General features: G+C 69.6%; 14 protein-coding genes and 2 pseudogenes. 8 read left to right on the plus strand and 8 right to left on the minus strand.

Annotated features, from left to right (window positions below; translation table 11 throughout):
• Positions 1 to 9: 9 nt before the first annotated feature.
• Entirely contained in the window at positions 10 to 5,931 is a 5,922-nt protein-coding gene (locus ACO0M4_RS30040; protein WP_430374225.1) for an SDR family NAD(P)-dependent oxidoreductase, read from the minus strand.
• A gap of 28 nt (positions 5,932 to 5,959) precedes the next feature.
• Positions 5,960 to 7,576 (minus strand): beta-ketoacyl synthase N-terminal-like domain-containing protein, encoded by a 1,617-nt coding sequence (locus ACO0M4_RS30045; RefSeq protein WP_430374226.1) that lies wholly within the window; start codon positions 7,574 to 7,576, stop codon positions 5,960 to 5,962.
• 424 nt (positions 7,577 to 8,000) lie between these two features.
• Between ACO0M4_RS30045 and ACO0M4_RS30050 the strand changes: the two are divergent.
• Positions 8,001 to 8,148 (plus strand): annotated as a pseudogene (locus tag ACO0M4_RS30050) (IS5/IS1182 family transposase); the annotation flags it as partial.
• 23 nt (positions 8,149 to 8,171) lie between these two features.
• Here the strand turns inward: ACO0M4_RS30050 and ACO0M4_RS30055 are convergent.
• Positions 8,172 to 9,116 carry a TetR/AcrR family transcriptional regulator gene (locus tag ACO0M4_RS30055; RefSeq protein ID WP_430374227.1) on the minus strand — a complete coding sequence of 315 codons (945 nt, stop codon included), beginning with the start codon at positions 9,114 to 9,116 and terminating at the stop codon, positions 8,172 to 8,174.
• Positions 9,117 to 9,214: 98 nt separating this feature from the next.
• On the opposite strand from ACO0M4_RS30055, the gene ACO0M4_RS30060 reads away from it, so the two are divergent.
• On the plus strand, positions 9,215 to 11,089 hold the full coding sequence (locus tag ACO0M4_RS30060; protein ID WP_430374228.1) for a right-handed parallel beta-helix repeat-containing protein: 1,875 nt from the start codon (positions 9,215 to 9,217) through the stop codon (positions 11,087 to 11,089).
• Between the two features lie 53 nt (positions 11,090 to 11,142).
• Here ACO0M4_RS30060 and ACO0M4_RS30065 read toward each other — a convergent pair.
• Positions 11,143 to 11,976, minus strand: a pseudogene (locus ACO0M4_RS30065) (alpha/beta fold hydrolase); the annotation flags it as partial.
• Between ACO0M4_RS30065 and ACO0M4_RS30070 the strand changes: the two are divergent.
• Together ACO0M4_RS30070 and ACO0M4_RS30075 are read left to right on the plus strand one after the other, a co-directional pair.
• A complete protein-coding gene (locus ACO0M4_RS30070; RefSeq protein ID WP_430374229.1) occupies positions 11,975 to 12,544 on the plus strand; it encodes a TetR/AcrR family transcriptional regulator C-terminal domain-containing protein in 570 nt (189 codons plus the stop codon). The pseudogene ACO0M4_RS30065 and the gene ACO0M4_RS30070 sit on opposite strands and share 2 nt — an antisense overlap.
• A 531-nt stretch (positions 12,545 to 13,075) precedes the next feature.
• Positions 13,076 to 14,281 (plus strand): MFS transporter, encoded by a 1,206-nt coding sequence (locus ACO0M4_RS30075; RefSeq protein ID WP_430374230.1) that lies wholly within the window; start codon positions 13,076 to 13,078, stop codon positions 14,279 to 14,281.
• A gap of 354 nt (positions 14,282 to 14,635) precedes the next feature.
• Here the strand turns inward: ACO0M4_RS30075 and ACO0M4_RS30080 are convergent, their stop codons facing one another.
• From ACO0M4_RS30080 to ACO0M4_RS30095, 4 genes are all read right to left on the minus strand, one after another.
• Positions 14,636 to 14,908, minus strand: coding sequence for a hypothetical protein (locus tag ACO0M4_RS30080; RefSeq protein ID WP_430374231.1), 273 nt, complete (start codon positions 14,906 to 14,908; stop codon positions 14,636 to 14,638).
• 496 nt (positions 14,909 to 15,404) lie between these two features.
• Positions 15,405 to 15,863, minus strand: coding sequence for a hypothetical protein (locus ACO0M4_RS30085; RefSeq protein ID WP_430374232.1), 459 nt, complete (start codon positions 15,861 to 15,863; stop codon positions 15,405 to 15,407).
• Positions 15,860 to 16,861, minus strand: coding sequence for a metallophosphoesterase family protein (locus tag ACO0M4_RS30090; protein WP_430374233.1), 1,002 nt, complete (start codon positions 16,859 to 16,861; stop codon positions 15,860 to 15,862). The genes ACO0M4_RS30085 and ACO0M4_RS30090 overlap by 4 nt, the downstream gene beginning before the upstream one ends.
• Positions 16,861 to 17,175, minus strand: a complete 315-nt coding sequence (locus ACO0M4_RS30095) for a plastocyanin/azurin family copper-binding protein (protein ID WP_430375318.1) — start codon at positions 17,173 to 17,175, stop codon at positions 16,861 to 16,863. Before ACO0M4_RS30095 ends, ACO0M4_RS30090 begins: the two co-directional genes overlap by 1 nt.
• A 736-nt stretch (positions 17,176 to 17,911) precedes the next feature.
• Between ACO0M4_RS30095 and ACO0M4_RS30100 the strand changes: the two genes are divergently transcribed.
• The 4 genes from ACO0M4_RS30100 to ACO0M4_RS30115 all read left to right on the plus strand — a co-directional run bounded on the left by ACO0M4_RS30100 (position 17,912) and on the right by ACO0M4_RS30115 (position 21,250).
• Complete coding sequence (locus tag ACO0M4_RS30100) at positions 17,912 to 18,514, plus strand: sigma-70 family RNA polymerase sigma factor (protein ID WP_430374234.1); 603 nt, start codon at positions 17,912 to 17,914, stop codon at positions 18,512 to 18,514.
• A 25-nt stretch (positions 18,515 to 18,539) separates the two neighbouring features.
• Entirely contained in the window at positions 18,540 to 19,328 is a 789-nt protein-coding gene (locus tag ACO0M4_RS30105; RefSeq protein WP_430374235.1) for a zf-HC2 domain-containing protein, read from the plus strand.
• A 796-nt stretch (positions 19,329 to 20,124) separates the two neighbouring features.
• Positions 20,125 to 20,547, plus strand: a complete 423-nt coding sequence (locus ACO0M4_RS30110) for an ATP-binding protein (protein ID WP_430374236.1) — start codon at positions 20,125 to 20,127, stop codon at positions 20,545 to 20,547.
• Between the two features lie 286 nt (positions 20,548 to 20,833).
• Positions 20,834 to 21,250 (plus strand): hypothetical protein, encoded by a 417-nt coding sequence (locus tag ACO0M4_RS30115; protein WP_430374237.1) that lies wholly within the window; start codon positions 20,834 to 20,836, stop codon positions 21,248 to 21,250.
• Positions 21,251 to 21,557: the final 307 nt, after the last annotated feature.

Consider the following 21,557-nt stretch of genomic DNA (forward strand, 5'->3'; position numbering starts at 1 on the left):
CTATTCCTCTCAGGCTCGCGGTACGGGCAGTGCGGGAGGTTCGGGAGTTTCGGAAGTGAGGGGCCGCTGGCTGGGCAGGTCGGTGGGCGGGACTGTGGGCTCGGCGACCGTGGCCTGGTCGTTGTTCAGGCCGAGGCGCAGGTGCAGCAGGGTGGTGAGGCCGTCGATGGTGCGGCCGCTGCGCAGGAACTCCATCGGGGGGATGTCGATGTCGAATTGATGGCGTGTGGAAGTCAGGAGTTCGGCGGCCATGAGGGAGTCGAGCCCGTACTCGTCCAGCCGGCGTTGCGGATCGAGGGCGTCCGGGTCCATCTGCATGACGTTGGCCAGCAGCTGGGTGATGGCGGCCTGTACCGCGACGCGCGCCTCTTCCGGGGGCAGGCCGGCCAGTTGGGCGAGGAGCTCCTCACGGGATCGACCGCCCGTCTGGCCGTGCGACGGCATCAGCAGGCTGTGGCGCGGGGAGCTGAGGGTGGAGGCGAATGCGCGGGCCCGGCCCCAGTTCCAGCGAGAGACTCCGGCCACCGGGGTGTCGCGGGTGAGCAGATCGTCCATGGCGGCGAATGCGTCGCGGAGGCTGAGGGGTTCCAAGCCGATGGCGGAGAGTTGGGCGGCCAGGTCGTTGCGGATGACGTATCCGGTTTCGCCGAGCGCGCCCCAGGCGATGGCCTGGGCGGGGAGTCCGGCTGCGCGTCGCTGCCGGACCAGGGCTTCGACAAAAAGATTGCCCGCGACGTACGGGGCCTGGTGGAGGTTGCCGACGTACGCGGCGTCCGAGGAGATCAGGAGGAACAGGTCGAGCCTCCGGTCGCGGGTGAGCCGGTCCAGCACCAGTGCGCCGCCCGCCTTGGGGGCCAGCACGGCGGCGAAGCGCTCCTCGGACAGCTCGCTCAGGGGCGCGTCGTCGAGGTGCATGGCGCAGTGCACCACGCCGCGCAGCGGCTGACCTCCGGCGTCGATGCCGTCGAGCAGCGCACGCATGGTCTCGGTGTCCGTGCAGTCGGCCGCGTGCGCGGTCACCTGCACGCCGCGGCGGGTCAGCGCGTCAAGAAGAGAAGGGGCCTCGGGGGTGGCCGCCCCGCGCCGGCCGACCAGGACGAGGTGGCGGGCTCCACGGTCGGCCAGCCAGTGTGCGGTGGCGGCCCCGAAGCCGCTGAGCCCTCCGGTAATGAGGTAGGTACCCCGCGGATCCAGGGCGGGGCGGGCGGGGGCCGCTTCGACGGTGACGGGTTCGTCGAGGGGGTCGAAGGCGACCACGACCTTGCCGATGTGGCGGGAGTGCTGCATCAGCTCGAATGCCTCGCGCACGCGCGCCGCCGGGAACACCGTGTGCGGCAGCGGCCGGTAAGCACCCTCGCGTACCCGCTCGCCGACCTCCTCGACCAGGGCGAGTGCCTCGTCGGGCCGGTGCATCAGACAGAGCAGATCCACGCCGAAGAAGGCCAGGTTGTTGCGGAACGGTGCGAGGGAGAGTGGCTTGTTCTGGTAGATGTCGCGCTTGCCCAGTTCGATGAACCGCCCCCCGGGCCTGAGCAGTTCGAAGCTGCGGTCGATGGCTTCACCGGCGAGGGAGTTGATGACGACATCGACGCCGTGCCCGCCGGTGAGGGGGCCGACCTGACCGGCGAAGTCGAGGGTGCGGGAGTCCAGCACCTGCTGGGCGCCGAGGGCCCGCAGCAGATCGCGTTTGATCTCGTTGCCCGCGGTGGCGATGACGTGCGCACCGCGCATCCGGGCGAACTGGAGCGCGGCCAGCCCGACACCACCGGCGCCGCCGTGCACCAGGACCGTCTCACCCGGCCGGAGCCGGGCCAGGTGCTCCAGGCTGTAGTGCACGGTGGAGAAGGCCACCGGAAGGGTCGCCGCGGACTCGAAGGTCATGCCGTCCGGGATGTGCCGCATCGACCGAGCCGGTGTGGTCACGTGGGAGGCGAGTGTCGCGGACGCGAGGCCGAAGACCCGGTCGCCGACGGCCAGTGCGCTGCCCCCGGGCCCCACGGCGGTGACGATGCCGGCGCACTCCATGCCGGGCGCCGTGTACAGGGTCCCTTCGCTGGCTTCGGATGGCAGCAAACCGGTCACCGACATGACGTCCAGGTAGTTCAGCGCGGCGGCCCGCACCGCCACCGTGACCTCCCCGGGGCCCGGCTCCCGGGGCTCGGCCGCCTTCCAGCTGAGGGTGTAGGAGAGGCCGGGGCTGTGAACGTCCAGGGTGTAATGGCCCGGAGCGCGGGCGGGTGTGGCGGGTAGCGGCATCTCGCGGGGGACGAATCGCCCCTCGCGGGTGAGGAGAATCTCGTCTTCGTCCGAGGGCGTGAGCAGCTCGCGGGCCAGCGGGGACGCGTCCGTAGCCGGTGAGTCGGACCGCTCGAGGCTGATGCGGCGGACGGACAGGTCCGGGTACTCGTTGCCCAGTGTGCGGGCGATGCCCCAGGCCGCCGCGTCGGCGGGGGTCCGGGCACGCTCGGGAGCGGGGAGGGCGCCGCTGGGACGGGTCACCAGCCACAGCGAGGTGCGGCCGTGTGGTCGTCGGCCTTCATCGGCCTGCGCCAAACTGCACAGCAGAGTTGCCCGTTGAGCGGTACACCCGGTGAGTTCGCTGACGTCGCAGGGTGCGCTGTCGGCCAGGATCAGTACCAGATGGAGTTCCGCCGCCGTCTCACCGGCGTCGCCTCGCCATGCGCGTACGTCCTCCTCGGCCTGGAGGAGGTGTACCGAATGCCGTCCCCCCGCCGCGAGCAACTCCGCCACGGAGCCGGCGAGCGGCTCCTCGGTGGGCGTTTCCGTGACGATGACGAATGTCGCACGCTCCGGACCGACACGAGGTGCGGGCGGAAGTGCACGGGGCCTCTGGGGTGCGGTGGCCAGTACGACGGAGGCGGAGGTGAGGGCCGATGCGGAGTCGTCCCCGGTCTGGACGATGTCGGTGAAGCCGCATCGCTCCAGCAGCGGCGGCCATTCCTCCCGGAGCAGCAGGGCGGAGCACGGGCGGAGCCCACGGTCGGTGTGGTGGTGCCAGAGGCCGTCCACGGTCCCGTACCAGGGGATCAGCGTTTCGGGGTTGTGGTTCTCGAAGCTCAGCAGACGGCCACCGGGGGTCAGGAGGGCGGCGATCCGCTCCAGGGTGGCGGTGAGGTCCTTGCAGGTGTGCAGGGCGTCGGCCGCCACCACCAAGTCGAAGCTGCCCTCGGCCAGACCCTGGTCTCCCGGATCCACGTCGAGATCGAAGGTGCGGTACTGCACGAAGTCGTAATGCGCGAAGCGCTGTTGGGCGCGCGGGAGGAAGAACCCCGACACGTCGGTGTACGCGTACGTGGTGCGGTCAGGCGGCAGAACGGGGAGCAGGGCGCCGGCCAGACCGCCGGTGCCGGCGCCGACTTCGAGGACGCGCAGCGGGCGGTCGGCCGGCCAGCGCCGCGCCATCTCGTCGACGAGAGTCTGCGCGATGCGGTTGTGGAAGCGGCAGAAGGGCGCGGTGTCGAAAAACTGCTCCAGGGCGTGTGCCGCTCCCTCGCTGGTCAGCACCTCCAGCGGGTCGCATTCCCCGCGGAGCGTCGCCAGCATTCGCGTGCCGTTGCGCACCACCAGCGCGGTCTCGTTGATCGAGCGGGGAAACTCCCGCAATGCTGACCTGACTGTGTCCGAAGAATTCCGTCCGGCGGAAGTCAGAGTCCAGTGGCCGGATACCGTGCGCGTGGCGTAACCGTGCCGCTCCAGCGCCGGCAGCTCCACCTCCATCAGGGGAACGTACTTGGCCAGCATGCCTGCCGCGGTCAACTCGGCCAGCGTGAAGGACTCCGAAGGGTCGGGCAGGAGGTCCGTCAGGGCTGCCGCGACTACTGCGGCGATGCCCTTCTGGGCCCATTCCATTGCCTCGGAGATCCTCAACGGCCGCCAGTCCCTGTGCAGTTCCGCGATCCGCTCCTCGGAGGCGGCGGCGATGAGCTGGGAGGCGGGCAGTGGGCTCGGCACGGCCGGGGTGGCGGCATGTGGGGCAGCACGAAGTACGGTGTGATGCCGGCTCACGGGTGCGTGCATGGGGCTGGCGAGGCGGCGCAGACGACAGCCTTCCAGCTCGACGGTGACCGTGCCGTCCTCGTCGGTGAGGGTGATGTCCCAGCACACTTCGACCGGGGCGCAGGACCGCTCGCGTACGTGCACAAGGCCGGTGGCGGCGGGAGCGCGCCAGACACGAACCGCTTCGAAGGCTGAGGGCAGGTAGGCATCGCCGTCGACGGTGATCCCCTCCAGCAAGGGTGCGCCGGACTGCAGCGCACCGTCGAGCAGAGTGGGGTCCACCGTGAACTGTCGCCTCGGGCCGTCCTGCTGGTAGCTGGCGAGCACCTCGCCCGGCCCCACGTACAGCTCGGTCAGGACCTGGAACGAGGGTCCGTAACCCAATCCTCTCTCCGCCAGCTCCGCGTACTGCTCGGCGGCGGCGATGCGGCGGGTACAGCGGGCCCGGGGGCCGGCCAGGTCCAAGGGGCCGGGGGCGCTGCCGATGCGTCGCCGCACTCGTGCGCGCACATGCGGCCGTGGATCGCCGGTGCCCTCTTCGGTGCTGGTGATGGTCACCACCCCGTCATCCGGGTTCACCGCGAGCTGAGTGTGGACGCTGGAGGCTTCGGCCCAGGGGATGGTCAGCGGGCTGCTGATGTCCATACGGTCCACCGACACCGCCGTCCCCAGGGTCCGTTCGCCCGCCGCCAGGGCCATCTCCAGATAGGCGGCGGCGGGTACGACGACGGACCCCGCCAGCTTGTGATCGGCGATCCACGGCACCAGCGCCGGTTCCACGGCACCGTGCCACAGCGGATGCGGGCCGGGCATCCGCTCCCCCAGCAGGGGGTGCTCCACCTGGCCGTTGCCGCTGCTGGACACCCAGTCGTGGGGGGTTCCGCTCCAGTGGTGCTCGCGCTGCCAGGGGTAGGCGGGGAGGTCCACCACCCGGCCCGGGCGGGGGAAGTACCTCCTCCAGTCGATGTCGGCGCCGGCGGCGATGGCGGCCTCGACTGCCGTGTGCAGTGCCTGGCCGCCGTCCGTCGCGCGGCGCAGCGTGGGCACGACGGCCTGGGCCCCCGCGCGGGGCCGGCCGGTGGCTCGGCGCAGGTAAGGCTGTAGGACGGGATGCGGCCCCAGCTCCAGGAAGATGTCCACGCCGTGTTCCATGGCGGCCCCGACCGTGCGGCCGAACTGCACGGGCTCGCGCACGTTCCGCCACCAGTAGGCGGCGTCCAGCTCGGTGCCGTCGATCCGTGCTCCCGTCACCGTGGAGAACAGCGGCAGGTGGGCCGGGGAGGGCGCCAAACCGTCCAGGGCCCGCAGCAGCGGCTCGCGCAGGGCATCCATGGCGGCACAGTGGAAGGCGTAGTCCAGCTCCAGCACCGTGCAGACGGTGCCTCGTGCGCTCATGTCGGCGGCCAGGCTCAGGAGGGCATCCTGGGGGCCGGAGACGGTCACATCACGGTCCGAGTTGACCGCCGCCAACTCCAGCTCCGGGTAGTCGGCAAGGACCTCGGCGGCCTTCTCCGGCGGAAGGGCGAGGGCCGCCATCCGCCCGCGGCCGGCGGTCTCCGCCTGGGCCCGGGACCGCTCAGCGATGACCCGCGCCGCCTGCTCAAGACTCAGTGCCCCGGCGACGTGCGCGGCAGCCACCTCACCCACACTGTGCCCGAATACGGCGGACGGGGTGATGCCGCCCGCACGCAGCACGGCCGTCACGGCGATCTGTACGGCGAACAGCAGTGGCTGGGCAACCTCGGTCGCCGCCAACTCGGCCTCCGTGACCGCACCCAGCTTCTCCGCCACGGACCAGCCCAGATGCGGCAGCAGCGCCGCATTCACTGCCGCGAGCGCGGTGACGAAGGGCCCGGCACCGTCCAGGAGATCGGCGCCCATACCCGCCCACTGCGCCCCGTTGCCGGAGAACACGAACGCAACCCGGCCGTGCTCCGCCGCCTCACCGACCGCCCCGCCGCGCTGCCCGTGCGCCTCCCCGGTTCCTCCTCCCTGCTCCTCTTCGCCCGGTTCGCCCGGGAAGATCGCCGCCAGCCGGCCCCTCCGCGATCACCACTGCCCGGTGCCGGTGTGCGCCCCGTCGCCTGGTCGCGGTGTAGGCGAGGTCGTAGAACTGATCCGGTTCGGTCCGCGCGAGCCGTTCGGCCATACAGGACACTGCTTCCCGCAGGGCCTGTGGGGTACGTGCCGAGACCAGAACCGGGCGCGCGGCGGCCATGGTCTCTTCGGCCGCCCCCGCGGCATCCGGTACCGCCGGCTCGGCGCCGACGATGACATGGGCGTTGGCACCACCGAAGCCGAAGGAGTTGACGCCCACCACCGGTCGCGACGTGGCCGGCAGGGGCAGGGGGTTCGCCACCGGAGCCAGGTTCAGTCCGGCGAAATCGATGTCGGGGTTGGCCGGTTGGCTGTGCAGTGAAGCCGGAGCGGTGCCGTGGCGGAGTACCAGTAGCGCCTTGAGCAGGCCGGCGATTCCGGAGGCCGGTTCGAGGTGGCCCAGGTTCGACTTCACCGAACCGATCGGCAACACCCCCGTCTGCCGCCGGGTTCCCAGCGCACGGCCGATGGCCCGGCACTCGGCCGGGTCTCCGACCAAAGTGCCGGTGCCGTGCGCCTCCAGATACACCAACTCATCGGGCTGGATCCCGGCCTGCTCGTACACCCCGCGCAACAGATCTTCCTGCGCCTCGGGGTTGGGCAGGGAGACCCCCGCTGTATGGCCGTCGCAGTTGGAGCCGCTGCCGAGGATCACCCCGTGCACCCGGTCGCCGTCCGCCCGTGCGTCCGACAGCCTCTTCAGGACGACCAGTCCGCCGCCCTCGGCCCGTACGAAGCCATCCGCATCGGCGGAGAAGGCCGCGCACCTGCCTCGCTTCGAGAGCATGGACGCCTGCGAGAACCCCACAAAGTGATACGGGCTGAGCAGCACGTTCGCCCCCGCGGCGAGCGCTGTACGGCTGGTGCCGTCCCACAGCGTGCGGCATGCGCGGTCCAGTGCCACCAGGGAGGACGAGCAGGCCGTGTCGATCGCCATACTGGGGCCGCGCAGGTCCAGGCAGTGTGAGAGCCGGTTCGCCGCCAGCGAGGACGCGGCCCCCACCATGGTGTAGGCGTTCACCGAGCGCGGACTCATGAACTGCAGGCCACCGTAAGAGGCGTCGCAGATCCCCACGTAGACCGCGGTATTCGAACCCGCCAGCGTGCGCGGGGCGATCGCGGCGTTGTCCAACGCCTCCGCGGCCAGCTCCAACAGGAGCCGGTGCTGGGGGTCCATCTGCGCGGCTTCCCTCGGCGTGATGCCGAAATACTCGGCATCGAAGGAGGCGACATCGGCCAGGAAACCACCCGCGGCGGTGTAGCTCTTGCCGGTGCGCGGCATGCTCGTATCGATGAATCGGGTGGCGTCGAACCGTTCGGCGGGCGCTTCACCGACGAGGTCCCGGCCCTCTTCCAGCGCCTGCCACAATCCGTCCAGATCGGTGATGCCACCGGGCAACCGGCAGGCGGCTCCCACCACAGCGATCGGCTGGTACCGGCCAGAGACGTTGCTGGCGCTCATGCGCGCTCCTCACACGGTGCCGGGGGCGATGTAGTGGGACGCAAGCGCCGCTGAGGGCCTCGCGACTTCTCTGTGGAAGGGCGCGCTCTGGAGACTATGGGCGCACTGCTCGGCATCGCTCCTGCCCACTGGTGCCGACAGTGCAATGCTCCAAGAAGTCCAGGCGCGGCACGAGAGGGCACAACTTCGCACCGACCGCGCCGGCACCAGCCTGGTGATTCGGTGTCAACTCGCTGAACAGGGCTTTTCGTTGGTCTGGAAAGGTGGCCAGACCGAAAGACCCGGCAGCAAGTTCACCGTTGTGGGGGACCGTTTCCTAGGCAATGCCCTGCCGCTTCAACTGGCCGGGTGCTCAGGAGGGGCAGCCTCGCCTGAGCACCCTGGTGCCGCCCGTTGGTCAGGCGGGCAGGTGGTTCGCGTGGGACACCGACTCGCACGCTGCTACGAACGACGAAGCAGCATCATCGAAGCCTTCTTCGACCTTACCGACACGATCATCGCCGTCCGCAGCCTCATCCCGCCGAGCCTGGACCACCCACCGCTGGGACACTCGCCCTCGACGCCGGCCATGACCGGCCGCCCACCTGCCCATCTTCTAGAGGGCGTTACCAGCAGAACTGACAGGTGCCCCAGAACCGTCGGATGCCGAGGTCGCCGATCGGCGCTGCCGGTAGGCCCGTTGCTGGCAGGCGCGGGAGCAGTAGTCTCGTGGACGCCCGCGGCGCGCCCCGTCGAACTCGGCGCCGCAGACCGCGCACTGCCCTGCATGGGACTGCAACGCCGTTACGTCACATTTTTCATCACGTCGGCGCCGGATGAGCAGTTCAACGCCGTCGAGAGTGCGAGCCAGACCGAAGTCGAAGGGGTCCTCAGGCTCGTCGAAGCCACCGGCCTGCCACAGGCGACCGAGCGCGGGGTACGGGCTCATGCGCTCGACCAGTTCCTCCCGGCTGCGCCACCACTGCGCGTTCGAGACGCCGGAATCCCGTTCTTCGCTGAGGACTTCATGGACCTGCCGGGCGGCGGTTTTCACGAATCCGCCGACCAGTGAGACCACGGCGACCACCTCGGAAGCCTGCAACCCCGTCCCCTCGGCGATCCGCAGCGCGCGGTCGTAGTCGGCCATGATGTTCGGACCGGGCAAACGGCGACTGCCGGCGGTGTGCACAAGCCACGGATGCCGCAGGTGCAGGGCCCAGTGCGCGCGGGCCCACGCCTCCATGCCGCTGCGCCAGTCGCCACCCTCGGGCTCGGGGCCGTCGGGTGAGGCCACGTGGAGTTCACCGACCACGGCGTCTCTCATCAGCTCGATCAGCTCCGCCTTGCCAGGCACATGCCGGTATAGCGACATCGTTGTGAAGCCCAGCCGCTCGGCCACCTGCCGCATGGACAGCGCAGGCAGCCCTTCGGCGTCGGCGACCTCGATCGCCGACGCGACGATCGCAGCCAGGTTCAGCCCTGTTCTACCGTGGCTCGCCTTGGCGCCCCAGAGCAGTTCGACAGTCCGTCCAGGGTCCGCCGCCGCGTTCTCGTCGGTCATGCTCAGTCACCTTCCCATCCTTGACCTCCACCCTAGCCTGGCGTTTATGGTGTACGCAGCCGTGTACGGCATAAACCTACTCGGGGGAAGGCACAGCCATGCTCAACGAACAGCCCGACCAGCTCTACGTCGCACCTTGGGGTCACGATTCCTGGCCGGGCACGCTCGACCAGCCGTTCGCCACCCTGCCCGCCGCACAGCGGGCCGTCCGCGCCCGCACCGCGTCACTCCACGCCGACCTCGTGGTCAACCTCCGTACCGGAACATACTTCCTGGCAGCCCCCTTCGCCCTGGACGCCGACGCAGGAGACTCGGGCGAGAACGGCCACCAGGTCGTCTACCAGGCCTACGGCTACGGAACTCCCCGACAGGAGGAGGTCGTTGTCAGTGGCGGCCGTGTGATCACCGGGTGGCATCCCGGCGAGGTGGACGGCGCCTGGCAGGCCGAGGTGGGTTCGTTGGAAACCCGGCAGCTGTACGTGAACGGCCGCCGAGCGCCCAGGGCCTCGCTCAGCCCCGGCATCCCGGGAAACGTGACGAAAACTGAGACCGGTTACGTCACGGACAGTACGGATCCGCAGAGCTGGCAGGACCCGACGAGCATCGAGTTCGTCTTCCCGTGGGTGTACCCGTGGTCGGAGGCCCGCTGCCGGGTCGCCGAGATCACCGGCGACACGCGATCCACGACCATCACCCTCGTCCAGCCCGCCTTCACCTGGGCGCGTGAGCTCTACACCGCCACCTGGGCCGGTGACGAGCCGGAGAGCCCCGAAAGCCGCCGGGACACACAGTGGGACGGCCTGGCCCGGCCGAGTTCGGCGGAGAACAGCGTGAGCTTCCTGACCGAGCCGGGCACCTTCGTCCTCGACCGGCGCACCCCCGGGCGCCACGTCCTGCACTACCGGCCACTGCCCGGGGAGAACCCGGACGAAGCCGAGATCATCGCCCCGGTCCTGGAGAAGCTCGTCGTCGGCCAGGGGACCGAGGGGAATCCGCTGCACGATGTGACGCTGCGTGGCCTGACCTTCTCCCACGCCGGCTGGACCGAACCGGACGGACCCCACGGGTTCCTGCACTTCTTCGCCAACACCTACTACAGCGGCGGGGAGCTGCAGAAGGTCGAACTTGCCGAAGGAAAAGCCCATTTGACGATCCCGACAGAACCCCGTTTCCTGCCGGCCAACGTCGAGTTCACTGCCGCCGTGCGGGTCTCACTTCACGACAACAGGTTCACCCGGCTCGGCGCCGGGGCGATCGGCTTCGCCGGCCCGGGCCACGACAACGCGATCGTCGGCAACCAGATCGAGGACGTCTCCGGAAGCGCCGTGACTGTCGCCTCCGGCACCGGTACCCGGATTCAGCAGAACCTGATCCACCGCATCGGCCGCGAGTACCACGGCTCACCCGCGCTCTGGGTGATGGACGCGCGCGAGGTGACGGTGGCTCACAACGAGATCCACGACGTGCCCTACAGCGGGATCGTCGTCACCGGCGGCAGTCAGGCCGCCCGGGTCCAGATCATCGAGAACCTCATCCACCACACCATGACGGTGCTGGCCGACGGCGGCGGCATCTACCTCAACGGCCGACAGGGGACCTCCTATGCTGACGGCACCCTGGTACGCGGAAATGTCATCCGCGACACCGTCACCCCCTACAACTTCGGCCTCTACACCGACTACGGAGCCGCCTGGGTGACCGTGCAGGGCAACGTCGTCCACCGCAGTGACACCCCGATCGTGCTGCGGGTGACGCCCCCACTGGAGAACGTGGCCTTCCTCGACAACTTCTGGGACGACCACCCCGCCGAGGCCGACACCCCGCCGAGCGGAGTCACCCTCGCCAGGAACAAGGTGCTGCCGAAGAACGGCTTCGAGGAGGCTCTGGCCGCCGACCCCGCCGGCGCCGCCATACTGGCTTCCGCAGGCCGGGGCACTCCGCCCCTCGGCCCGAGCCCCAGCCCGGCTGTGTGACCCTCCCCCTGGAGACAGTTCGTGCGCCACCACATCAAGGTGATGATCTCTCGCAGGGAGTGCAGCGGCGAGTACCACAGTGACTTCATCACCAGGGACTTCATCGCGGCGAAGGTGTGCGGGTCGGTGGCGGAAGCGAAGCGGCTGAAGTGGCTGAACTGCTCGGCGCTCCAGGCCCACCGGTCTGGGCCCATGTCCCGTACCGCGGCCAGCTCCTTCTTCTTGCCTGCTTGCTCGATGCGGTCCAGCGCGGCGTAGTAGTCGGAGGTGTCCCGGCCGCCGTCGAAGATCTTCTGGTCGGTCCCGATATACACGCTGACGAGTTCGGGGTGGCTGCGCGCGATGCGCATTGCTATGGCGCTACCGAAGGAGCATCCCAGCAGGACGACCCGCTGTACACCGAGGTGCGCCCTTACCTGCTCCACCACCTCGACGGCGTCCTGGACCAGCCGGTCGAATGTCATCTCGCCCTGACCGTCCGCGCCGGAGCGGCGCAGGGTCTTTCCGGTGCCGCGCATGTCCCAGCGCACCAGGGTGACGTGCCGTTCCCAGTCGCGGGAGACGTTGGCCAGGATCGAGTTGGACGAGCCGGGGCCGCCGTGCACTTCCACCACGACGGGGTTGGTGCGGTCCTCGCCTCGGATGGAGAGCCACTGGTCGAGTCCGCCAATCCGTACGTAGGACCGCTCGTCGATGCCGTGGCCGTTGGTGATGCGCAGCCGGTGGGCGTTCCGGGAGCGGACGATCGCGCGGCGCGCGAGGAGCCCGGCGACAGGGGCGGCGAAGGTGGCGCCCCGTCGAGGGCCGAAGCCGAAGTTCTCGCCCGCCGAAGTGGCCCGCCGCGGCATCGAGATCGCCGACTCCGAAGGTCTCGAGGCGCTTTCCATGCAGCGGGTGGCCGAGATGCTCGACGTCACCACAATGGCCCTCTACCGCTACGTCCCCGGCAAGCCCGACCTCATCGACCTGATGGTCGACACGGTGCTCAGCGATCCACCCGACCTGGACAGCATCCCGGGCGGCTGGCGCACCCGTCTGGAAGCCTGGGCGCGCGCCTGCTGGGATGTCTACCGCGCCCACCCCTGGATCCTGACCGCGACGGGACTACGACGACAGGCCATGGGTCCGCACCAAGTGGCCTGGCTGGACACGGTCCTGGCTGCCCTCGAACCGACCCGGCTCTCCGCCCGCCAGCGTCACGACGCCGCCATCCTCGTCGTGAGCCTCGTACGCAACCTCACCCAGGAGACACTCGACACCACCGAGGAGGGCAACGAGGAGTGGGACCGCCTCACCACCCACCAACTCACCGCGCACGCCGACCGATTCCCAGCCCTCACCCGGGCCGTCACCGAAGGAGCCTTCATCCCCACCGATGACGACCCCCTCGCCTTCGGCCTCACCTGCGTACTCGACGGCATCCAGGGACTCGTGGAACGCGCCGACCGCGCATAGGGCGTACCGGAAGAGACGGTCTCCAGCATGAAGCACGGTGGTCACGGAACCTGTGCCCGTCTCGGCTGGCGGCCGGCCCCGCCCGCCGCCTCTCTGCGCGGCCTCAAAGACCGCCCGGCAGTAGGCGTTTCAGGATGCGGCGGGTGGTGGCGAGGTTGAGGCAGCGGGCGAACGGGCGCAAAGGAGATGAGCTCACGGAGCGTCACGGCCGTTGTGGTCGGGGCGAAGTAGTTACTTGCTCAGGAAGGAAGTTGACGTCGACCTGGGTCCTGGGCGGGGCTGAAATGGCTGGTGTGCGGATGTCGGAGACGGTTACTCTGCCGCTTATGCATACCTCCGATCCGCACTGACAGATCGCCTGTCCGCTCCCGCGCCGACTCCTCGTGACGAGTGTTGGCCGGAGGGGCGGAACGCTGATCCGTCATGCCCGCGCGTGACCGGACGAGGCCATGGCCAGGCGCCGGCACGCCCACTTCGGAGAGCCTTATGCCAAGCCCTGACAGGGGCGGTGCGTCCTATCGCGCCGTCCTCATGCTGCCCCATGCCCGCAGCCTGTTCGCCGCCGCTATGCTCGCGCGGCTCTGCTACGGACTGCTCGGCCTCCCACTGTTGCTCTCGCTGCGGGAGGGCACCAGCTCCTACGCCGTGGCCGGTGCGGCCACGGGTTTGTTCGGACTGGTCGCCGCCGTACTCGGACCCGTCAGGGCCCGACTGGTCGAGCGTCATGACGCCGCGCTGATGCTCCTGGCCGTCTGCTATGCCCTACTTCTGTCCGCACTGGCCGCCGCCTGCGCCGCCCACGTGCCAGCCCTACTCACGGTCTCCCTCGCCGTACTGGCGGGGGCGTGCTCGCCCCCGGTCGGCCCGCTGATGCGGACACTGTGGGGCAAGCTGACGACGGACGAGGCGCAGCATCAGTGTGCGTTGAGCCTGGATACGGCAGCGGAGTCCACCGTCTTCGCGCTCGGTCCCGTCCTCGGTGGACTCCTCATCGCCGCCTCCTCCGCACCGGCCGTGCTCACGGTGTGCGCGGCACTGGTCATCACCGGCTTCGGCCTGCTGGCGACGGGCTTGCGTCGGACCCCTGCGAGCGTGCGTGTGGGCTCGCCCGCCGCTCGTCCTCGAAGCCCCCTGCGAGCCGCAGGGTTCGCACCGCTGCTGTTGCTCACGCTGGCTGTCGCAGATGCTCTAAGCCTCTTCGAGGTGGCGGTTCTCGCTGCCTGGGGAACGCTGGTGGCCGGGGTGCTGACCACCCTATTCGCAGTCGGTGGCGTACTCGGCGGCCTGGTGTACGGCCGCCGCCGCTGGCGCGGCGCCGTCGCACGCAGACCACTGGTACTGGCCGCCTCCTCCAGCGTCTGCTACGCCCTCCCCGCGTTGGTGTACTCCGTACCAGCCGCAGGCATCGCCCTGCTGCTTGCCGGAGCATGCACCGACGTCCTCCTGATCACGGCCTACCAACGCGTCGACAGGCTCGTCCCCGAGGGCTCACGCACCGAAGCCGGCGCGTGGATCAACACCGCCTACAACCTGGGGGCAGCAATGGGGACGGCCGTCGGCGGTGTCCTCGTCGACCGCTCCGGTTCACCAACAGCCTTCGCCGTGACAGCTGGACTGCTCGGTGTCTGCACGCTGATCTGCACGCCGCTCACACTTCGGCGTCACGCGGTGGACGCCGCCGGAGATCCAGCACCGACCCAACCCGAATCGATGGCTACCTCACCAGGGCCGGCCTGATCATCGGCGCCCCGTGATCGCTGGTACTGCAGCCTGGGGGGCGGGTCAGTGGGTGGTACTTGAGCCTGCGCGTGGTGGGGCGGTTGTCCCAGCGGTAGAGCGGGGCTGCGCGGCGGATGAGCTGGAGCGGCTGTGGCGGCTGAGCACCACCGCCGGTCTGACCCTCCTGGCGGCGTTGGCCGTCCAGCACGACGGCGACTGGGTTCGCGGCGACCTCGTCCTCGCTGAACTCGTCCTGATGGGCATGAGGTTGAGGGGTGGTGTTTCCGAAGCCTCGGACGCCGGTCAGTGCGGTGACCGCAAGGCGCTCGTCGCGCAGCCTCGGGATTCAGGGGCAGTCAGGTCAGGTTCCGGTCAGATCGGTCGGTGGTGAAGCAGGCTGGCCCGTAGCTCGTTCTCGGTGATCTGCTCAGCGGGGCGGTGGAGCGTCCAGCGATGGGCCTTGCCGTCCATGGGCAGCACCTCGACGACGGTTTCCAGCCGTGGGTAGCCGACTTGGCCACAGATGAGTTGGCGGATGATGACGGCGGTGTCGTCGTCCAGGCCGAGCAGGGCGCGTACGGCATCCTTCAGTTCGCGGAGGTGCGGGCTCGGCCAGGCGATTCCTGGGCGCGGTTCCAGGTGCATGGGGGTACTCCTTGGTTCCGGAATGAGGGCGGGCGGCGCAGAGAGCGCCGGTGCGGTCGACGGTGTGTTCGGCGGCGAAGCCGATGTCGCGAGCGTTGCGACTGGCCCGCCTCTCGACGATGTCGGTGTCCGCGGGCGGGGTGTGCTGCAGCCGCGGCACGGCTGGGGGTGGCGGTGCCGGTCGGCGGGACGCAGCCGGTGCGCCCTGCCGGCCTGTCTGTTCGCGTACCGCATCCACATCGCTGTCCGCCTGCGGCTCGCGCAGCGTGGTAGCGAGTGGTCGGTGGTCAGTCCGAGCGAGGCGGCTACGGCAGGCAGCAGGGCGTGCAGTGCCTGGGCCGACACGAAATCCAGGCAGCCGGTGAGCGCCCGCACGATCGCCCTGCGCTGCCATCTCGTTCTGCCGTGGTAGCCCGTGCGGCGATGTGTGGCTTTGCCGGTCCCGCCGCACCCCGAGCCGGGACGCAGGCATCCTGGGCGGCTTCGTGGTGGTGGTTCAGTTGGGTGGTGTGCGGGTGGTGGCCCAGTTGGGTGTCCTGACGGGCGGTCGGGCAGCGCGGGGTTGTCTGGTCACGGTCACCTGCCAGATGGCGAGGAGCAGCAGCGTGCCGGTTTCGGCGAGGAGACTGAGGACGGCTTGCGGCTCGGGCTGCAGACCGTGCTCGGTGAATCCGAACACGCCTACGGTACGCGAAGCGGTGAAGCCGCCGAGGGCGCCGAGGGCGCCGAGGGCGACAACTGCCGCGGCGGTCCGCAGCAGCAGGGGTGGTGTCCCGACCAGCAGCAGGGCGGCGAGGGCGAAGGAAGCGCTGGCCTGGAGCAGGAACAGGGGGCCGATGATGTGGATGAAGCGGTACCCGTCGATGTAGAGCTGGGCGTGGATGTATCCGCTGGCAGCGAGAGTTGCGGCGGTCGCCGACCGCAGGGTGGGGGCGAGGAATCTTCGGGAGTTCATGCCAACCTCTGATCCTTGATGGCCAGTTCGCGGTCGCCTTGGCGGTAGCCGACGCTGCGGATGCCGAGTGCGTCTTTGAGCTGCCGGGCAGGGACGACTTGCGGGGTGGGGGCGGGGGCGCGGCCCGGTTTGGGCAGGGGGTAGGCGGTGGTGGTGGCGGAATGGAAGGTGATGTTGCCGTCTGTCTTGGTGAACAGCTGGTGGACGTGCCCGTTGAGACAGGTGACGGAGGAGAAGCGGCGCAGGAGGGCGATGACCTTGAGGGCGTCGTCGGTGCTCCAGCCCCACTGCGGGTACATGGCGAACAGTGGGATGTGGCTGAAGACCACGATGGGGGTGTCCGACGACAGTCCGGCGATGTCCTTGCGAACGAAGTCGATCTGTTCGTTGCCGAGGTGGCCGAGCTTCTCCAGGCTCAGGGTGTTGACCAGGGCGATGAAGTGCACGCCGTGGGTGTCGAAGCTGTACCAGCCATCGCCGAGCGTGCCCATGCCGAAGGTCCGCCGGTAGGCGCGGCCTGCATCGCCGATGGAGTCGTGCTCGCCCGGCACGGTGAAGATGCGGTCTGTCTTCATTCCGGCCATCAGCTGCTTGACTTGGTCGAACTGCCCGGCCGTGGACAGGTGGGTCAGGTCGCCGCTGTGCATGACGAAGTCCGGTCTGAATCCGAGCGAGTTGACCTGGTTGATCGCTTCGGTGAACGAGCCGACCACGTTCAGGTTCGCCGGACCCCGGAATCCGATATGGCTGTCGGAGACCTGCACGAACCGCAGCGCGCCGCTTCCAGTCGCAACGGCCCCGGCGGCGGCCCCCGCGTTGGTGCCCCGGGAGTCCGCGATGTGGCTGATCACCTCTCCACTGACCACGGTCAGCACCACCGCGCCGCCGAACCATCCTGTATGCCGGAGGAGTTGACGCCGACTCATGCCATGCTCGGCATCGGGCTGACCCGCGTCTCCGGCCGATGCCCCGTCGTGACTGTCGTAGTAGTCGGTCATCACGTCACCTCCACGGTGCCGGTCATGAACGGATGGATGGTGCAGAGGTAGGCGTAGGTGCCGGGCTTGGTGAACGTGTAGCTGTAGGTGGCGTGGGTGGCCAGGGCGGCAGAATGCAACGGGCCGCCCGATCCGGCGCTGGTGACGGTGTGGGCGTCGGTGTCCTGATTGGTCCAGGTCACCGTCGTGCCCACTTTGATCTTCAGCGTGGCCGGGGAGAAGGCGAAGTTCTTGATCGCCACGGCGGTCCCGGTCACCGGTGCGGCTGGCGCGCCCGTGCTCGAGGGAGTCGTGGGCATGCTCATGCCGGGCATCGGCGAGGCGCCGGACGCGGGGCCTGTCGTGTGCCCCGGCCCCGTGGCTCCGGGCATGCCTGCCGTCTGGTGCTGACCCGGTCCGGGTGTGATGGCGCCGGCTCCGGTGGACGAGGAATGCAACGACTGGCCGCATGAGCTGAGGAGCCCCAGCGTGCCGGCAGTGGCGATGGTGGCGACGGCCAGCCCGGCCGCAGTCCGTGATCGACGGCCTGGTGTGCGAAAGTTCAGGTACATGGTGTCCGTTCCTCACTGATCAGGCGGAGGCGGGGACTGGTCCGGCCGGACGCAACCGCAGGGATGTGTGTGGATGCCGTATTCATGGGCGCGGGTCCCTTACAGACCCAGCGATCGAGCACCGGCCGAGGCGCCGACTTCGATGCACGCGGCCGGGGCGAGCGTGGCAGGCGCCAGGAGTGCGTGCGTCGCGTGGTGTTTTTCGGTCACCTCCTGGTCCATCCTTTGCCGCTTGGGGAATCGATGAGGAATTGCGCGTAAGTCGGCTCTTGTCCGGCTCCACGGACGGCGGGGTTCCCACGGTTCGGTAGATATGCAGTTTTTGTGAGACCTCTTGGTATTGCCGCGGATCAGCTGGCCTCCTGGGACCGCGCACACTGGGTCCTTGTGGTGCCGCAATGCCTGGCAGGGACGTATCGCCCACGGCGCTCGCAGAGTGTCACCTGTACTGCGCCATGCGTTACAGGACAAAGCGGCACATTTACGCGATGATCGGCTTATGCCCTGGAGTTCCCGAAAGCGTGGTCCAAGGACCGATCCGGATCGCTCCGCGCACCGTGTCTCTGGTAAAGGGACCCTTTCGACCGCAGATGAGGAACTGCTGCGCACTCTGTACGCGGAGCACGCAGGAGCCCTGTTCCACTACGTGCTGCGACTGACCTCAGGAGATTGGCAATGGGCGGAGGACGTGGTGCAGGAGACCATGCTGCGAGCGTGGCAGCATCCCGCCGCGTTCGACCCCGCACGCGGCCCGGCCCGGGCATGGCTGTGTACGGTCGCCCGGCACCTGGTCATCGACGCCCACCGGGCCCGGCAGGCCAGGCCGACCGAGGCCAGCGGCGAGGTGCTGGAGCGAGCCGCCGAGCAGAAACCCGGCGAGGACGAGATCGAGCAGGCACTGCAGAGCTGGGCGGTTGCCGACGCGGTCCGGTCGCTGTCCCCGGACCACCGCGCCGTCCTGCTGGAGACCTACTACCGTGGCCGGACCATGGTGGAGGCCGCGCAGGTGCTGGGCATCCCGCTGGGCACCGTGAAGTCGCGGACGTACTACGCCCTGCACGCCCTGCGGCTGGCGCTGCAGGAACGGGGGCTCGAGCCGTGACCGCGGCGGGCAGGAGGTGGCGACCATGAGTGCGGAGCACGACGCCCTCAGGCTGGCGCTGGGAGGATACGTCCTGAGCACGCTGCCCCCGGCGGAAATGGAACGGGTGCGCGTCCACCTCTCGGAATGCGCCGCATGCCAGGCCGAACACGCCCAGCTGGCGGGATTGTCTGCGCTGATGGCGACGGTGACCGAAGCCGAAGCCTCAGGCCAGAGAGTGCCGACGGCCGACGGGGACCTGGCCGACCGGCTGGTGGCACGGGCAGCCGAAGGCGCGCAGGGCTCCCTGCCCGAACGGCCCGCCGCGCCCGCGGTGTCGCAGGCGCCAGAGGGGGGTGTGCTGGAGAGGCTCATCCAGCAGGCCGCGTCCCGGCGCCGCAGGACCTGGCGTCTGCAACTGGCCGGCGCTGCCGCCTCGCTGACGTTCCTCGCGGCGGCGGTCGGCGGCACTTGGTTGGCGGCTATCGGATCCGTGGGTAGTCAGGCGACTCCGCCTGGGCCGACCGCGCCGACTGCCTGGCGCACCTTCTCCGGAAGCGATCCCGCCACCGGCGTCTCCGCCTCGGTGAAGGTCTCGCCCTCCGCCTGGGGCAGTGTCGTGCAGGTCTCCGCCAAGGGGGCACCCGCCGGAATCACCTGCCGACTGCAGGCGGTCGGGCCCGGCGGAGCCAGGACGGACGTCGCTACCTGGCGGGCAGGCACGTACCCTCCCGGCACCACAATCCCAGGGGCGGTTGCCATGTCCCCGGGAGCCATCGAGCACTTCGAGATCCACGCAGGCAACGGTCAGAAGCTGGTCACAATCCGGGCGTGACGCGACCACAGCTGTCGGGTGTGAGCGCACGGCGGCACAAGAGGCCAAGAAGACGTCGCCACCGAAGAGCCGTGCCGCGGGCGGAGAGGGGGCTGACCAGTCGACAAGAAGCGCGCCACCTCAAGACCGGTGGACCAGGCTGGAGGAGCGCGCTGAGCACGTCCGGCCGATGGCCGTCGAGAAGGCTTGTGCTCGTGACATCGGCTGCACAGGCACGCTCGTGATCACCGTCGTCGACCGATGCCACCACGCCGCACGGCTCCAGGATCGGCGAGTTCGTCCAACAAGGCACCCGGCGGATGAGCGCGGCGGCGGCCTCGATCTCCCCCGCGCGAACAGCGGTATGCGGTTCGTCAATCGACCGGCGGCCTCAACTCTCCTTTCCTCCGAAGTCCGTGCAGCCCGGAGAAGAGGATCCAGGATGTCTGCACGCCGAGTGTCGCGACCAAGCCGAGGTGAGGGCAGGGAGGTTCGTCCGGCTCTACGGCGTGAGGTTCCCGCAAGGCCGTCCGGAAGACCACGGGCGAGGAGACCGGGCTGTCGGTGCCTGGTCCGGCCGAGTACGGCATCGAGCTCTGGCAGAGGCGAGTGAGTCCAGCCAGGCGGCTGGCATCGACATGACTCACGAGAAGTCGAATAAAAGGGGCGAATCACTCGAACCGTTTGGCGCGCGTCGCCCGTGGAACTCAATGAGCGCGCCCATGCAGGATCTCGCCTACCGACCGTCCCGAAGTTGTTGGCGGTCTCCCCCGCTCCGGCCCTCGCACATCCACAGAAGAGCCAGAAGACCATGTATGTGACCGATTCCCCCAGCCCGAGTTCACCGCTCGGCCAGCCCTGCCGCCACCAGGCGCTGCTCACCCTGCCCGCGCAGGAGGCGCACGTCTCCGCCGCTCGTCACTTCGCGGCCGATCTGCTGGAGACCTGGAAAGTGCCCGCAAGGGAGCGGGACTCCGCCGTTCTCATCGTCGACGAACTCGCCGCCAACGCCGCGCAGTACGGCCACGAGCGCATGACCCTGCTGCTCGTCCTCGACCACGGCACTCTGCACATTGTGGTCACTGACTCCGGCACGACCGTGGAACACCATCGCCCCGACATCGCCCCCGACGAACACGGCCGCGGCACCGGCATCGTCCAGTACCTCGCCCAGTCGACCGAAGTCCACCAGACACGCAGCGGCCGCGAGGTGCGCGCCTGCCTGAGGTGCTCGCCATGACCGGGCCGGACGTTCCGCATGAGCTGCGACCCCCTACCGGGCCCGGCACTGCCGCACAGCGACGGGTCACCGGGGGCGGCTGCGATACCGGGTCCCCCGACGACCCGCCGAGTGGGCCTGCGCGACCCACAAGCCGTGCCCCATCGACGGCTGCCCGAGCCCGGCCCCAGGTGCCCAGGCGGTCCGCGGCACACCCATCGGCCCTTGATCACGGCGGCCCCGGCCACGACACGGTGCTGTGTCAACGCTGCGGCGCCAGCCCCTACGTACCGGCGGAGGTGTGAGCGTGAACGCCACCCCGAACAGCGGCGAGGGCATCAGCGCCCCGCCCCCGCACGAGGCGTACGTGAATGCGCCAGACCTGCGCCGCGAGATGCACCAAGTGCTCGCTCTCGGGGCTGAACGCGACGGCCGCCAGGCCAGATCCGTCACCGGCCCCCCAGTCGATGCGACGGCCGCCGAACGTGCCTGGCGGCTACGCCAGGCCGCCCTCATGGACCGGATGGCCCTGGACGACCCCGGCCCCGGCCCGGTCGCAGCCGCCGCAGAAACCGCCGAACAACTCGTCCTGCACGACCGCCGCCATCCCGACCTGGTGGCCGGCCCGCACCACCCCGACGCGATCACGCTCGCCCCCAGCCGCCGCCGCTACGTCCGCCAGGAGTACGCCGCCTGGACGGCCGCCGGGCGCCCCGGGATCTGAATCGACCCCGACCGACAGGAAGAAGGAGCCATGCCCCGCAAGGACATCGACACCCGGCACGCCCCCGCAGCAGCCGGCCAACTCCACTCGCTTCGCCTTCCACGCCCGACAGTCACGCGTGAACATCGCGCCAGTCGGCGACAGGAACGGTCACTCCGGGGAAAGCCGATGAACGCACCGTGGTCGAACGCGAAGACCCATCGACTGTTCCAGGTGCCCCAACGTGGTTGCTCCCAGGGGCAGCGGCTGGGCCTCCATCCGGCCCAAGCGCCCCCGCACACTCCGCGGGCCGGGCAGCCGGCGCAGG

The organism is Streptomyces sp. RGM 3693 (genome assembly GCF_050471125.1).
Lineage (GTDB): Bacteria > Actinomycetota > Actinomycetes > Streptomycetales > Streptomycetaceae > Streptomyces.

Coding starts and splice junctions, on each gene's coding strand:
- ACO0M4_RS30095 (WP_430375318.1), bottom strand. CDS start 17,175: ATGCCCGGCATGAGCATGCCCACGACTCCCTCGAGCACGGGCGCGCCA.
- ACO0M4_RS30085 (WP_430374232.1), bottom strand. CDS start 15,863: ATGAACTCCCGAAGATTCCTCGCCCCCACCCTGCGGTCGGCGACCGCC.
- ACO0M4_RS30105 (WP_430374235.1), top strand. CDS start 18,540: ATGAGTGCGGAGCACGACGCCCTCAGGCTGGCGCTGGGAGGATACGTC.
- ACO0M4_RS30090 (WP_430374233.1), bottom strand. CDS start 16,861: ATGACCGACTACTACGACAGTCACGACGGGGCATCGGCCGGAGACGCG.
- ACO0M4_RS30060 (WP_430374228.1), top strand. CDS start 9,215: ATGCTCAACGAACAGCCCGACCAGCTCTACGTCGCACCTTGGGGTCAC.
- ACO0M4_RS30080 (WP_430374231.1), bottom strand. CDS start 14,908: ATGCACCTGGAACCGCGCCCAGGAATCGCCTGGCCGAGCCCGCACCTC.
- ACO0M4_RS30100 (WP_430374234.1), top strand. CDS start 17,912: ATGCCCTGGAGTTCCCGAAAGCGTGGTCCAAGGACCGATCCGGATCGC.
- ACO0M4_RS30075 (WP_430374230.1), top strand. CDS start 13,076: ATGCTGCCCCATGCCCGCAGCCTGTTCGCCGCCGCTATGCTCGCGCGG.
- ACO0M4_RS30070 (WP_430374229.1), top strand. CDS start 11,975: ATGCAGCGGGTGGCCGAGATGCTCGACGTCACCACAATGGCCCTCTAC.
- ACO0M4_RS30045 (WP_430374226.1), bottom strand. CDS start 7,576: ATGAGCGCCAGCAACGTCTCTGGCCGGTACCAGCCGATCGCTGTGGTG.
- ACO0M4_RS30055 (WP_430374227.1), bottom strand. CDS start 9,116: ATGACCGACGAGAACGCGGCGGCGGACCCTGGACGGACTGTCGAACTG.